The 12,869-nt window shown below is 59.3% G+C and carries 21 protein-coding genes and 1 pseudogene; 2 read left to right on the top strand and 20 right to left on the bottom strand.

The window, feature by feature from the left end:
- Positions 1-99 precede the first annotated feature (99 nt).
- Positions 100-489, bottom strand: coding sequence for a hypothetical protein (locus CLU93_RS28020; RefSeq protein ID WP_143451845.1), 390 nt, complete (start codon positions 487-489; stop codon positions 100-102).
- Between the two features lie 379 nt (positions 490-868).
- On the opposite strand from CLU93_RS28020, the gene CLU93_RS27160 reads away from it, so the two are divergent.
- A complete protein-coding gene (locus tag CLU93_RS27160; protein WP_099764100.1) occupies positions 869-1,552 on the top strand; it encodes an SOS response-associated peptidase in 684 nt (227 codons plus the stop codon).
- Positions 1,553-1,951: 399 nt separating this feature from the next.
- Here CLU93_RS27160 and CLU93_RS27155 read toward each other — a convergent pair whose 3' ends face one another.
- The 19 genes and pseudogenes from CLU93_RS27155 to CLU93_RS28005 all read right to left on the bottom strand — a co-directional run bounded on the left by CLU93_RS27155 (position 1,952) and on the right by CLU93_RS28005 (position 12,555).
- Positions 1,952-2,266, bottom strand: coding sequence for a hypothetical protein (locus CLU93_RS27155; RefSeq protein WP_099764099.1), 315 nt, complete (start codon positions 2,264-2,266; stop codon positions 1,952-1,954).
- A 331-nt stretch (positions 2,267-2,597) separates the two neighbouring features.
- A complete protein-coding gene (locus CLU93_RS27150; protein ID WP_257224802.1) occupies positions 2,598-3,707 on the bottom strand; it encodes a tyrosine-type recombinase/integrase in 1,110 nt (369 codons plus the stop codon).
- A 5-nt stretch (positions 3,708-3,712) separates the two neighbouring features.
- Entirely contained in the window at positions 3,713-4,048 is a 336-nt protein-coding gene (locus tag CLU93_RS28390) for a hypothetical protein (protein WP_180287762.1), read from the bottom strand.
- Positions 4,045-5,043 (bottom strand): hypothetical protein, encoded by a 999-nt coding sequence (locus CLU93_RS27140; RefSeq protein ID WP_099759489.1) that lies wholly within the window; start codon positions 5,041-5,043, stop codon positions 4,045-4,047. The genes CLU93_RS28390 and CLU93_RS27140 overlap by 4 nt, the downstream gene beginning before the upstream one ends.
- Positions 5,040-5,282, bottom strand: a complete 243-nt coding sequence (locus tag CLU93_RS27135; protein WP_099759488.1) for a hypothetical protein — start codon at positions 5,280-5,282, stop codon at positions 5,040-5,042. The genes CLU93_RS27140 and CLU93_RS27135 overlap by 4 nt, the downstream gene beginning before the upstream one ends.
- On the bottom strand, positions 5,279-5,605 hold the full coding sequence (locus CLU93_RS27130) for a hypothetical protein (RefSeq protein WP_218968317.1): 327 nt from the start codon (positions 5,603-5,605) through the stop codon (positions 5,279-5,281). Before CLU93_RS27130 ends, CLU93_RS27135 begins: the two co-directional genes overlap by 4 nt.
- Positions 5,606-5,614: 9 nt before the next feature.
- Complete coding sequence (locus CLU93_RS28755; protein ID WP_257224801.1) at positions 5,615-5,737, bottom strand: hypothetical protein; 123 nt, start codon at positions 5,735-5,737, stop codon at positions 5,615-5,617.
- Positions 5,734-6,168, bottom strand: coding sequence for a hypothetical protein (locus CLU93_RS28015; RefSeq protein ID WP_143451678.1), 435 nt, complete (start codon positions 6,166-6,168; stop codon positions 5,734-5,736). Before CLU93_RS28015 ends, CLU93_RS28755 begins: the two co-directional genes overlap by 4 nt.
- Positions 6,165-6,833: a hypothetical protein gene (locus tag CLU93_RS27125; protein ID WP_099759486.1), complete on the bottom strand. Its 669-nt coding sequence runs from the start codon at positions 6,831-6,833 to the stop codon at positions 6,165-6,167. The genes CLU93_RS28015 and CLU93_RS27125 overlap by 4 nt, the downstream gene beginning before the upstream one ends.
- Before the next feature lie 340 nt (positions 6,834-7,173).
- The gene (locus CLU93_RS28010) at positions 7,174-7,482 is read right to left on the bottom strand and encodes a hypothetical protein (RefSeq protein WP_143451844.1); all 309 of its coding nucleotides are present in this window, start codon (positions 7,480-7,482) and stop codon (positions 7,174-7,176) included.
- The gene (locus CLU93_RS28750) at positions 7,479-7,787 is read right to left on the bottom strand and encodes a DNA translocase FtsK (RefSeq protein WP_257225146.1); all 309 of its coding nucleotides are present in this window, start codon (positions 7,785-7,787) and stop codon (positions 7,479-7,481) included. Before CLU93_RS28750 ends, CLU93_RS28010 begins: the two co-directional genes overlap by 4 nt.
- Positions 7,788-8,027: 240 nt before the next feature.
- Positions 8,028-8,948: pseudogene (locus CLU93_RS28745) on the bottom strand (recombination-associated protein RdgC); the annotation flags it as partial.
- Between the two features lie 13 nt (positions 8,949-8,961).
- On the bottom strand, positions 8,962-9,666 hold the full coding sequence (locus CLU93_RS27110) for a hypothetical protein (protein WP_099759484.1): 705 nt from the start codon (positions 9,664-9,666) through the stop codon (positions 8,962-8,964).
- 27 nt (positions 9,667-9,693) lie between these two features.
- Positions 9,694-10,143 (bottom strand): DUF1367 family protein, encoded by a 450-nt coding sequence (locus CLU93_RS27105; protein ID WP_257225113.1) that lies wholly within the window; start codon positions 10,141-10,143, stop codon positions 9,694-9,696.
- A gap of 40 nt (positions 10,144-10,183) precedes the next feature.
- Positions 10,184-10,762: a hypothetical protein gene (locus tag CLU93_RS27100; protein ID WP_218968316.1), complete on the bottom strand. Its 579-nt coding sequence runs from the start codon at positions 10,760-10,762 to the stop codon at positions 10,184-10,186.
- A 112-nt stretch (positions 10,763-10,874) separates the two neighbouring features.
- On the bottom strand, positions 10,875-11,120 hold the full coding sequence (locus tag CLU93_RS27095) for a hypothetical protein (RefSeq protein ID WP_099759482.1): 246 nt from the start codon (positions 11,118-11,120) through the stop codon (positions 10,875-10,877).
- Positions 11,117-11,251, bottom strand: a complete 135-nt coding sequence (locus CLU93_RS28740; protein WP_257224800.1) for a hypothetical protein — start codon at positions 11,249-11,251, stop codon at positions 11,117-11,119. The genes CLU93_RS27095 and CLU93_RS28740 overlap by 4 nt, the downstream gene beginning before the upstream one ends.
- Positions 11,248-11,577, bottom strand: coding sequence for a hypothetical protein (locus tag CLU93_RS27090; protein WP_099759481.1), 330 nt, complete (start codon positions 11,575-11,577; stop codon positions 11,248-11,250). Before CLU93_RS27090 ends, CLU93_RS28740 begins: the two co-directional genes overlap by 4 nt.
- Before the next feature lie 744 nt (positions 11,578-12,321).
- Positions 12,322-12,555 (bottom strand): hypothetical protein, encoded by a 234-nt coding sequence (locus CLU93_RS28005; RefSeq protein WP_143451843.1) that lies wholly within the window; start codon positions 12,553-12,555, stop codon positions 12,322-12,324.
- A 14-nt stretch (positions 12,556-12,569) separates the two neighbouring features.
- On the opposite strand from CLU93_RS28005, the gene CLU93_RS27085 reads away from it, so the two are divergent.
- Complete coding sequence (locus CLU93_RS27085) at positions 12,570-12,854, top strand: hypothetical protein (RefSeq protein WP_099764153.1); 285 nt, start codon at positions 12,570-12,572, stop codon at positions 12,852-12,854.
- Positions 12,855-12,869 lie beyond the last annotated feature (15 nt).

Raw genomic sequence — 12,869 nt, 5'->3', positions numbered from 1 at the left:
TTTCGAAGAGAGTATATCTGCGCTGCAATGCGACTTATTGCATGACTTTGCATATAGGAATGTGCAAAATCTGCGTCGCCAAATTCTTCTACTAAGTCCTTAACGAACTCTTTCATGGCTTTTTCTCCGCTGTTTGGGATCTGCTGCAACCTCATTTTTTCGGCTTTTCGCGGCCTCAGGAGCGCCACCTGGCTCCCATTCATTGCCTACTTCTTTTGCTCCCAGCAGCATGGTGTACTCTTGATGGACGTATATTGGTCCCTTGCATAGGAGGGGGCGTAATTGAACTTTTCCATGTACTTTTAACTTCTGAACACCCGCTACACTTGTGCCGGCAAGCATCTCTGGAAATAGGGTGTCGCCATGCAACATCAACTTGTCAATTCGTTCACGTAGCTTGCCTCTCTGCACTTGCTGCAAGCTCTCTGTCCACCTTTTAAACTCGTTGACGCCCTTGTTGTTCACATAGTCGTGTATCGAAAATTTCATTTTATAATAAATTTATTATACATTAGTAGCGTTGTACGGTTTGGTTACAAGACTCTCTCGACAGTTGATGTGCCGCAAGAAGTTGCAAAGATGATTATATGGGAATGTAAGACATGGAAACTATCGAAATGTAACGCTGCTAGTGGTCATCGATCTCCGTAGCGATGCAGCAGCCATGCTTGAGACAAAAAAAGCATTTTGAACAAGACTGCAGCGATGTATTTTTTGCCCAGTACGTAAAATTTTACGCAGTGAGGCAGCTCGTTGGATGAGCGATTCCCAGGCTCATTGTAGGTGAGCGTTATGACCACGTTGCTTTGACAGGACATTATCGAGACTGAGAACTTCCGACGTGATTTTCAGCTTGTAGAATGCATTGATGTGCGCCGACTACACCCCCAGCCGCAAAGAGCAGATCGAAGAGAGCTTTCGGGCTGGATACCCGCTGCTCGACCTCCCGCCCGAGGCTTGGCCCGGCTACATGGCCCCCATCCTGCGCGGCTCGCATAAGGTTCCGGGCGAGCTGGAAGTAGCTCCCGCTATGTTCGGCATGGTTCCCCACTGGGCCGATCACAAGCTGGCCCGCCAGACCTACAACGCCCGCACGGAGACGGTGGCCAGCAAGCCATCTTTCCGCAACGCTTGGAAGCGCAGGCAGTTCTGCATCATCCCAGCCGCCAATTTCTTCGAACCCAACTACGAAACCGGCAAGCCCGTGCGCTGGCGCATCGAGCGCGCCGACGGCGGGCCAGTGGCGATCGCCGGCATATGGGAGTACCGCCCGGCGGATCAGCTGTTGTCGTTCTCGATGCTGACGATCAGCGCCGATGGGCACCCGCTGATGCAGCGCTTCCACAAGCCAGACGATGAAAAGCGCATGGTAATGATCCTGGACCCGGACCAGTACCAAGGCTGGTTGGACGGCTCGCTGGTGACCGAAGAGGACGTTTATCGGCAGTATCCAGGGGAACTGCTTGTCGCGCAGCCCGACCCCATGCAACCGAGATCGCGGGCGAAAGTACCCGCACCAGCTGTGCGCGCGGAGCAGGGCGGGCTCTTCTAGTTACAAATTTCGTCTTCTGGTTTCCCAACCTTGGCAATATACTGTCTTTTTATACAGTGTATTGATTGCATTATGGACGGCACAACAAACAAGCATCAGTGGCCGGCGAAAGTGGAGGAGCGGCAGGGCATGCCTGTCCGCGTGATTATGCTGCGCAAGAAGGGGCGCCGAATTACGCGCCAGGAAATGCTCGACTCCGAGCCATTGGACGGCCTGCTTGTTTTCGAGCACGTCGGGACGGGCGCATGCGTGCGCCACCATAGCTCTGCCTCGTTGCGCCGGCCAAACTCGGCTGGCTCGACCAACATTTGTAGGCCGCTTTTTGATCCCACGATGGAGCGTTTGGATGCTGATGGCCTGATACTCAAAGGGCATGAAAACGAAACAGTAGACGGGGTACTAGTCCAGTACGTCCAGGTCTGGCTCTGCATTCCCATTTTGCCCAGCGCCGTTGCAGCGAGCACCTGACGTTGCCCAGCCGGCTACACGCTGCTGCTGGTCGACCAGCACGATGACCTGGCAACCGAAGGCCGCGCTGCCATAGTTGAGCTGCAGGTACTCGCCTTGGTGTTGGTAGCTGGCGGGCGTGCCGTAGCGGGTGGCGAGTGCGAAGCTGTCCAGCCCGATCAGATCGCCGCCGCGGTGTTCGACAATGCCGCTGGACGTGCAACTGCACAGTGCAAGCAAGAGGAGGGCGCCCAGCGAGTGCTTCATTGCAATCTTTCCTTTTGGGTTATGCTTACAGAAGGCAGTGCCTTCTATTATGTTGGGCGCCTACCTACCTGATCTTGTGCAGCCTCAGAAAGAGGCGAAGAAGCCGCCAAAACAGGGGCGAAATTTGGGCGAAAACGTGGACGTTTCCAGACTTTTCCAGACATTTAGAAAGAGGCGAAAACGGCATCCTTACTATGTCTAAGGAGGTTTGCGAATGTTTAAGACAGGAATCAAGAATTTCTGTATAACTTGCTTTTAGCCACCACAAGCAAGCATACATGCGGGTTCCAGTCCTTTTGCCGTTTGCATGGGCGAAACGTGGGCGAAAATACTAAGCTGCCCCTGCCTTTAGCCCATCAGTCATTTTGCAATACTGATCAGGCAACACGCCACCTTCCTGCTCAACCCAGCGGCCATACGTTCGGGTGATCATGGTCGTATCGGTATGCCCCATTTGCTTTGCCACGTACATTGCGTTGGCGCCCGTCGATAGTAGCGTCGACGCGAATGTGTGCCTCGTTTGATACGGATTTCGGTAGCGAACCTGGGCCTTCTTGATCATTGCCGCCCAGAAGAGGCTCAGGCGCTGCGTGTTGTCCCAGCCCTGACCGGTAGCCGGATCAAGGAACACAAGGCCACTAGCAAGGAAGCTATGTTGTTTCTGTGCAACCAGCGCCTCCACAGCGCCGCGCCGCAGGTCGACCAGGCGGCGGCCAGCGCGCGTCTTTAGTTCCTCGCGCGATTCACCCATCACGCGCGAACGCTCCACCTTCGCCTTGAATCCGGCCCAGTCGACCGATTCCCAGCGTAACGCGATGTATTCACTCGGGCGCATGCCTGTGTAGAAGGCAAACTGAAAGACATTGCGGGCCTGGCCTTGGGCAGCATCGAGGATGGCCGCAATCTCCTGAGCGGAAAAAGGATCCACTTCGTATTCAGCCTTGTAGGCGTCGCGGTCCAGCGTTTTTTGCAATTTCACCCGATCCAGCGGGTTGCTATCGATCAGGTCGTCATTTATCGCAAGCTCCAGCGCGCCGCGCAGCGGAATGAGAATTTGTCGGACCGAGGTGGCTTTCAGCGACAGATCGACAATCCAGCTACGCAGCGCGGCCGGCGTAAGGTCTGTGAGCAGGGTGTCGCCCCATTGCCCCAACAGAATTTTGTTGAGCACGCGCTTATAGCTTTTCAGCGTGCTGGGCGCAAGGATGCGCTCATAGATCTCGAATTGCTTTTCAAGCAGGTCGCCAACGGTTACATCCTTGCCCCGAGGTTGCAAGCCGAACTTCTTCAGCTGCGTCGATTCGGGAAAATACTTGGCATAGCTGAAATTGCCCAGCGCAATCGCGTTCAGGATCTCGCCGCGCAGGCGCTCGGCGTATTTGATGTTTGCCTTGCTGTGCGCGAGCTTCAACGTTTCCCGGCATTCAGTTCCCCGGTACATAAATTTTATGCGGATCGATTCGCTTTGGACGCCCGACCGGAGTTCGACGCCTGGCGGACTGGACTTGCTTGTTCCCATTTTGCTACCCATTCTTCTACTGCCGGCAGGTTGATCCACAGCCGACCATCCACAATTTTGCATTGATTGCCATCGAGCCACTTGCCAGCCTTGCGGCGGGCCTGGACGGAATCGACGGAATCACCTGATATTTCGACGTAGCGCTCCAGCTTCACCCAAGCCAGAGGCTGACGCTCTGCCTCTGCCTTGGCGGCCGCCGCGCGCGCATTTCGCTCTATGGTTTCGACCAGCTTGGCCACCATGTCGTGCTCGCTCATGTTCATGGCGCGCTCCCGGCCGGCAAGTCGCCGGCATGCCCGCTACCACCGCAAGCGGGGCAGTCCAGTTCGCCGCTGCCTGGTTCGGCGCCGCTGTTCAAGAAGACCAGGCCGCCCGGCGTTGCCGCAATGGTCTGGCCGGCGGCGCGCGCTGCCGCGATGGCTTGCTGCGCCTCGGGCGAGAGCGGGGCGCGGCGACGCACGAGCCGGGCTTCCAGCTGCGCAATGCGAGCATCGCGCTCCCGCACCTGGTTCTTGAATGCCGGCGCCTCGCAATCGCGCGCGCATGGCGCCGGGTGCCTCCCGTCGGCTTGAAGTACCTGGCGGTCGGCCTGCTTGTTGGTGCGGGCGGCAAGAAGGCGGTCGTATGCGCGCTCCAGCTCGATATCGAGCTCGGCCTGCAGCTCCTTCACGCGGGCTTCGGCTTGCTCCACCTTGCTGGCCCACAGTTCGCCCAATGTCTGGCTTTCGGTCAGGGCCGCTGCCCGCCATTCGTTGACCTGCTTCAAATCGGCTTCGGCTTTCTCGGCGCGCTGCTGCCATGCATGGACGCAAGTGCATTGGCCACGCCACTCGCCGTCCAGCCCATGCACGTCGCCAGTTCCGCCGCAGGCGCTGCACAAGGCGCACATTTCGGCGCACGCGCCCACAACCGTCGCGTCTTTACCCACGATGTGCACCGATGGGGGGGCAGGCGCCGCGGCGATCATCGCTCGATATGCCGGCGCCATCGTAGCCAGCATGCCAGCCAACGCATCGACGGTCGTGCCCGGCGCCATGTTCATCTGCATCAAGACGATTGGCGCCGCCTGGCGAGCCAGGTCGATATCGGCAAGCGTTGCGGTTGGCCAGGATGCGATTGCGGCGCCAGCGATGATCTCAGGCGTCGGTTCAACCGGCACCAGCTTCCAGCCGTCCTGCACGGCCAGGCGCTGCGCCGTTACGGCGACCGAAAGGGGGCCGCCTTGCTCCAGCGCGTCAATACTAGCGTTGTTGTTCATTCTGCATGCTCCAAAAAGGTTATCTCGCTTGGTTGGCGCGGTGTCGCGTCGCCCATCAGGTAAATCACGGAAGACACGCCGCCGCCCAGCACTTGGGTGCTCATGCCGCGCAAGTGGGGCTGCTTACCCTCGAACAGCACGGTCTGGCAGGTGTGGATCGCGCGCAGCACGGCCCGGTCCAGCTTGTAGGCGGCCTCGGCCGGAGTTTCCGGCGCGGGCGCTGGGGTGCGGCTGCTCATTGCGCCGCCGACGCGCGGCGCGCGAACCATGCCACAGGACCATCGTTCTCTTCGTCGTACAGCGCGAGCAGGAACCAGCCTGGGGCCGGCGCCGTGGGCTGCCAGTCGACCAATGCGCTCGGATCGCCATCACCTTCCAGGTAGCGTTCTGCCAAGTCGGGCGCGTCGCCGTCCATCCAGACGCGTTGGACCTCCAGCCCCTGGGCGTCTATCCATTCCTTGAATTTGGCGGCATCGCCTTCGTCAAAGGGTGGCAGATCAGGATGCCTATACCAGCCTTGAGCATCGCGTATGACTGGTGCTGCTTCAATTATCTTTTTCATATCCACCTTTCAGGTTGTCGCGGCCAGGACGCCCGCCAGGGTCGCCGCCACGTAAATCAGGATCAGGGCCGCCGCCACTCGCGCGGCGCCGGGGCTACGCTCGCTGTTCGGCACTTCGTCGTTGTCGGTCATGGCACCACCTTTGCTGCTCGCCCACCACGCCACCGCCAGCCTGGCGCAATCTGGTTGTGCCGCCACATCCTCATGCGCTGGCTAGTGGTCATGCGCGGCCATGGCTTGCCACCGCACTCCCATTCCGGCCCTTCCCAGTAATCCGCTGGCAAACGGGCGTGATCGTAATGGCGCTCCCAGCCTGTGCGGGAATCATGCCCATCCCACTCGCCATCGAAGTCTTGCCAAGAAACCTCTGGAATCGCGCTGATGCGTTGCCACAAGCCGTATTCGGCGGGGCGATGACGACGCAGCCACTTGCCGCGCTTCCACGAAAACGCCTCATCGACGACGCCCGGTTCGCGCGACGGCGTGTATTTCGTCGTGTCGCCATGGCTGCGCAGCAGCTGGACCGCGCGCTTTGCCTGCTTCTTGTAGATGCGCGGGTTCATGGCGTCACCCGCTTGAACTCGATCACCCACACCCACGGGTTGGCTGCCCAGCTGCCGGCGCCGTTGATGGATTCCCACAGGTGGCTGAAGTGCTCGCTCGGTGTCGCGTGGTAGTTGTAACTCGGAATGACGCCATGGCCACCAGGCGTGCCTTCGGCGCGTGCGTCGGCGTCGCTGCAGTCATTCAGGCGCTCGACGCGCACGGACACGATCTCCAGCAGGATGCGGCTGGCGCGCCGGGGCATGTGGATGGATGGATGCCACGCCGAACGCGGGTCGCCATCACCATCGTCATCGCCGGACCATTGAAAGGCACCGTCAGCCGCATAGATTACATGGCCAGAGTAGTAGCCTTGGCCGAATGGCATTTCGCTGATTGCCGTCGCAGGGCGATCAGGCGCCCAATCAATCAGATTGCAGGCCTCATCCCAGGCGTGGCTGATGACGCCCCACGTCTCGCGCACCCAGTTGCGATCGCCTGGCTGGCCATAGGGGCAATGCGCGACCATGCCGCCCGCGTAGGTGGCTGCGCCATCAATAACCGATTGCGGCGCAGGCGCCGCCAATCCGACTTTCTTGACGATGCGCCGCGTCTGCGTCTTGCTGCCATCGAGCACGGCGCGTACCATGGCGCCGTTCATGAGGATGGGATGCTCTTTGCTCATGATAGAATTTCCCTATGAAAATACTTCACTTTGCCGGCGGAGGTTTCGCTAGCGCCTGTTCCGGTTATTTCCTTGGTTACTTTGGTGCATCGCTTTATTGCTCCCCGCCGGTAACCACCGCTGACTGCGCAGCCTGGGTCGGCGCAATTGGCTCGGTAGGAGCGTTGTTCGGCGCAATATGGATCGCAAGCGGGCAGGCCCGGCGCACGGCCGCGAAGGAGCACGAACTTGCACTTCTTGCCGCTGGAAGTTTGATTCTCCGATTGAAAGCACTCGAATACACTCTCGAAGAATGCATGGACGTGGTGAGCGATCCTCGTATGAAGGAACGCCAAGCGGACTACGGGACCGTGGCAGGTAAATCCGCGACTGCGAATTTTGGACGGTGGCGGAGGTGCAGCCGCTTGCGATCTTTCCAGGCGAAGTTGCTGTTCGAATGGAAATCGAGCGGACGAGACTCAAGCAAGTTATATCCCATATGCAAGCGGTGTCGAATATGCATTACCTCCAGCTCATGGTCGAAGGTGACGCGCTGAGAGAGTTTGTGAAGGAGCCAGCGCAGAAAGCCGCCACCGGCATTTCCCGCGTCGTCCTCCAACTTGAGCGGGCGCTTCGCACTGTTCCAGATATTTGATCTAGGTGAGTTCACGCTTGCACTCCTGCCAAGGCCGCCACCGTGTAGATGCCTTGGGTGTCCTTGATCACGCCTGCGAACTCCATCGTCTCGATCAGCCGAGCCGCGCGGTTATAGCCAATGCCCAAATACCGCTGCACCAAGGATATCGATGCGCGCTGCCGGCTGCGCACTACCTCGACGGCCTGGGCGTACAGCGGATCGCTCGTGCTGCCGTCGCCGGGTAGCACGGTGCCTGCCGCTTCGCCATTCAGCTGCAGCGCCGGGCGCTGCTGGCGGACAGGGGCATCGCCCGCTGCCGGCCGTAGGCTTGGTTCCATGATCTCAATGGCGGCTACCAGCAGCAGGTCGACGGATCGCGAGCCGCCTGGCAGCTCCTTGGCCAGCGTCAACGCCGATTTAATCGCGCCCTCGGCGGTTTCCGCCATGTGTTCGCGCACGCGTGCAACGGCCGGCTGCACGGTGCTGTCATACAGCTCGTTGAGCACATCGCGGTAACGGGCGCGAAGCTTGTACAGATCGGCAGTCAAGTTCACGGCGCGTTCGATCTTCTGCTGGCCGGCAACAGCCTGGCCCGCTGCTTGCGCCTCCATGTCGGCCTCGCCGCCCAGCGCCTCGACCAGGTCGGTCAGCATCTTGGCCAGCTCGCCCGTCATCAGCGCAAAATCGCTGTCGAAGCGCTCGTCGTCGTTGCGCGTGGCGCTTTCTTTGATAATTTCCAGCGGCTTGACCGACTTGATGGCCAGGCTCTCGTCCAGCACGAAGCTGATCTTGTCGCTCCAGGTCATGGCCAGGCGCGTGCACTGCTTGCCGGCGGCGATGTGGCGGCGGATATCGTCTGCTTCCAGCGTATGGCGCTTGTACGCCACCTGGGCCTTGCTTTCGCCCGTGGCGCGCATGATCGCGTCCTGGTCGACCGTGAAGCCGGCCGGGGATTCGTCCGCCTGCAGCCATTCCGTCATCGCGCCCACCGGCGAGCGCTGCACGCGCAGGCTTTCCAGCGGCAACTTGTCGACGGATTTCAGCAGCAACTTGATCACCTCGTCCGCCTTGCTCGGGCTGGCCGCGTCCACCACCAGCCATCCATTCACCGGATCGATCCACACGGCCGTGGTGCTGAGGATGGCGAAGGCACGCGGGAGCAGCTCGTCGGTGACGCGCTCTTTCAATTCCTTCATAGCTTTCTTGCCGGGCGCGAAGCCTTGGGCTTCTTCCATTTCCAGCGCGCGGGCGGCGGCCACCTGATTGACCACGGTCGACGGCAGCAGCTTCTTCTCGGTTTTCAGCTGCAGCAGGAACTGGCCGCCTACGGCGTGCACGAGCGGCTGATCGGCGCCGCGTGGCGCGGCCCAGCCCTGGCGCACCAGGTCCATGCTGGTAGCGGGCGTGAACTGCTGCGGCGCCAGCGCCTGCTCGAGCACTGCGGCCGTCATGGCCCAAGCGGCGGGCAAGCGGTAAATCTGCAAATTCTTGAAAAACATGGCGGCTGCTCGCTTAATCGTTGTATGGAAATGTGGTGTCGAAGTCGTCGGCATCCGCGTTTGCGTCGATGATCAGGCGGGTCTTTGCCGTGTACATCTGGAACAGGCGCTTTTCGAAATTGAAAAGCGGTCCGACGAAAATCTTGTTCTTGATGTCGGTGCCACCGAGGCTGAGCGCCCACACCTCACCGTCTCCCCGGATGCGCAGGTGGATGGCGCAGGACGAGTGCCGCCTTTGGTTTGGGTCTTCATCGATTGAAACATCCAGGTAGTCATCACAGTTTTCGCTGCGGTTGATGTTCAGTGTGAATTTCTCGCCGCGCAGCTCATGCGCGTTCCACGCGTCTTTCTTGCTTTCGATGAACTCATCCAGCAGCGCTTGCAGCGTGATGGAGTCCGGCACCGGCTCCAGCAGTTCGGCAATATCCTTGTCCAGTTTCTCGGTGAATTCCGTGGACATGACCGCACCGACGCGCTTCTTGATGATGTCGCCGACCAATTGGCGATAAGATGGCAGGTCGATTTTGTCCAGGTCGACTTCGATCAGGGTGCCAATCTTGGCCTTGAGCGCCTTTCCGAAGTCGCTGTAGTCGCGCAGGTGCTCGTTGATGCTGGCGGTGACGGCCGCGCCGATCTGCTTCTGAATGGCTTCTTCGATGGCGCCGGATGCGACTATCTTGTCAAATGCTGTGGCGACTGCCTCTTTCAATTGGTCCATGATCTTCCTCGTTGCTGCCGCCGGCTTTTATGTGAATGCCAGCAGCTGGTTAATTACGTTGTCCAGGTCCTGCCTGGTGTATTTGGTCAAAATCCGGGACAAGATCACGTCGATGGTCGCGCTGTAGAGCGCCTCGAACTGGATCTCGTCCATTTGCGCAAACGAAATGCTTTTCGCCTCCAGGCGCACCTCGCCCTTGAGGTTCACCGTCGATTCGAAGAAGCCGGCCAGGATCGCCACGTCTTTCCGGAACCGCTCCTTGTTCTTCGCTACTGGCTGGCCCTGGTAGGTCAGGCCGCCGCGCGGTTCCCACTGATCAAAGGCGAAAGACACCAGGGCGAAGTATTTTTTGTGGAACTGGTAGTTCCGCACCTTCTTGAAGTCGGCGTGCATCAGCGCGCCGGCCTTCATCTTCTGGATGAAATCGGCCGCCGCCTCGTCGTGCGGCACGAGGATATTGGCCATTTTCATGAGCACGATTTCTGTCAAGGCGGTGCTCCCGCGTGGCGCCGGGCCATCACACTGCTGGCGCCAGGTCGGCCACGTCGATCACGATGCCGCGGCAGTACGGCTCGCCGTCCTCCACGATTTCGAAGGTGGCGTGCGGCACGTCGGTGCGGTAGGTCCAGCTGTAGCCGTCTTCCTTGGCCCACAGGGCATCCACGGCGCGCACCTGCGGCGCCCGGGTGAAATAATCCTTGAGTGCATCGTCGTCGTGCTGGATATCCTCGCGGAACGGCAGCAAACCCTTGGCGTCAAGCAGTGCGATGGTCGGCGCGCCGCGCTCGTCGTCCACGAAGCCACGGAACTCCATCAAGTCGTCGCTAGCGCCGAAAATCACGATCAGGCCGGCGGCCTTGGCCTGCAGTTCTTCTTCCTTCGCTATTTCCTTACCGTATTCGCGGCCCGTCAGCAGGCCGGCCAGCAGTTCCTTGCTCAGCTTGAAAGGCGCAGCCTCGGCCAGGCGCATCATGCTGTCCATGCCTGCACTGCCGAGGATCGGGGCGGCGGTGCTGGTTGCCGCAACTGGCAGCTCGCCCTGGTCGAATTGCGATACTTGCATTGCGGTTTGGCTTTCTTGCGTAACTGCGTTCATGACTTTCTCCTTGTAAGTTTTATAATTTCAGCCTTCAACAGCGCCAGGCGGACGGCGTAGACGATGGCGTGGCCGGCATGCCAGTTGCGCAAGGCCTGGCTGGCTACGTCGATCACGGCTTGGCTGACGACGTCCACTGCGCCTCCCGGTGGGCACGGCCCAGCTGCTTCACGCGCGCTGCGGATGCGTCCAGGTCGATCAGTGCTTCGATCTGCGCGGTGATCAGTTCCTTGCGCATTTCCTCAAGCCCGGCCAGCTCGCGGCGCACGCCGGCTAGGCGCATCTTGTTCATGCAGTGCTGGTGCTGAGCCTGGTAGTGGCGGTGGGCGGCCAGCAGGCGGTTGAAGAGGGTGATCATGGCCGCACCAGAACGGTGATGCTCATCGGCTCGTCCTCTGGCAACGCGGCGAGGGCGGCGTCAGGGCTGCCGGTGCCGGTGTAGGTTTGCTGGCTGCCGGTAGCTGTACGGGTGGTTATGAAGTAGCTCATGGCTTCACCGCCAGTTCGCGCAATGCCGCTTGCATTGCGATAACGATGCTTGTGAGGTACTTCGTTTGCTTACGCGTCTTTGGCAGCGACCATTCAAGGTTGCCAGCGATGTAATCCGGATCGCAGTCCACGAGGAATTGCGTCAGCGTGCGGTCAGACATCGCACCCCAGTAGCCGGTGAAGGCCATGGCCCAGGCGGCGTGGAAGCAGCAGACCGTCAGCAGGCCTTTGCCCGGCTCCAGGTCTTCGATCAATACACGGATCGGGTCCAGGCCGGGCGCGCCTGTGATCAGGAGCTGCTGAACGGTGGAGGATGTGATCTGCATGACGATCAGCCGCGCGCTGGGATGGCGATTGTCGGGATCACTTCGCCGTGGGCGATGAGGACCGCTTCGAGTGCTGCAAGCTCTGCTGGGGACATGTCGTACTCCTGTGTTTGCTTTTGATGGAGTGAACTATAGCAATTTGCTTTTAGTATAGCAAGAGCAATTTGCTTTTATTTTGTCGAATTCATGTAAAATGTTTTCGTCGCCAGAAATTTCAGGCGACCGGAAGCCCGGGTCAAATCTCGCCGGGTTGCGCAAGTCCTGATAGATGGAGTTGGCAGCGCCTCGCAGTACCCCAGGGGAAACCAGCGAAACGAGCAAGGCGTGTAGGGTGGCAAGAAGGAGTTGACTGGCCGCAGGGGGGGGATAGAGGGCGGAGCGCCAATCGGCGGGGGCAGGAAACGGCCCAACGTCTGCCCTATGTGAAACGCGTCCCTGGATACTTAGGAGGCATGTAGCAATTCACGGTAGTCAAGTTCTTGCTTGATTACTGGGAGGTGCTGTTCTCGGTCCCGAAGCCTAGGACATAGAGAAAAGCGCAGTGCTCTTGACCTTGAAGCGCAAGATCAAAAGCTGGCATCAAGTGCAAGATAAGGTACTTTTTAGTGCCTATAGAGGGGAAATAGGAGTGGGAAATAATTCGACTCCGTCGCAAGGAAAGCCCGGTTGGACCGGATGCGGGAAGGGTGTTGGGGTGGGTGGGACGCTGATGATCACATCCCTCGACCGAAAAAAAAGGCGGGATTAAATTTCTTTATCGTCCAAATAAACGGACGCAGTACCTGTATTTGAATTTGGAATAACTACCCGAACTAGTGCGCCGGACGATGTAAGTACTTCGATAATCACGTTCTGAATTGGTGGGGAAACGTCGTCGCCGTATATGGCTTTGACGATCTCGCTGCAAGGATCGCCCACTCCCGCGATGCGGCCTTGGCCGCCGTCAACGGTGGAATTTTCAAACAAAATATTGCTCATAAGGATTCCTCAAAATGGAAAACGAAAAACACCCAGCCGAAATAGCGCTTGCTTTGCTGCGCGATTATCCCGAGCATTGTGACGCACTCGGGATACCTTCAGTCCAATTCCGCCAATATGCCCGCCCAATCATCGACGCATACTTTGCGTCGCTGGGCGAGAAGCTCTGCCGGAAGCCCGTTACTATAGTCGATGCTACGCCGGAGAAATTGCGCGAATGGGAGGCCAGGGCGGCCAAGCATGAACGTGATGGGACGGGCGCTTATACTCCGCGCGTGCCGCGCAATTCGGCAGCTTAATTCACCAGCCGCACA

Origin of the sequence: Janthinobacterium sp. 35 (assembly GCF_002754575.1) — a bacterium.
Taxonomy (GTDB): Bacteria; Pseudomonadota; Gammaproteobacteria; order Burkholderiales; family Burkholderiaceae_D; genus Janthinobacterium; species Janthinobacterium tructae.
This window is presented reverse-complemented; position numbering and strand designations above follow the sequence as displayed.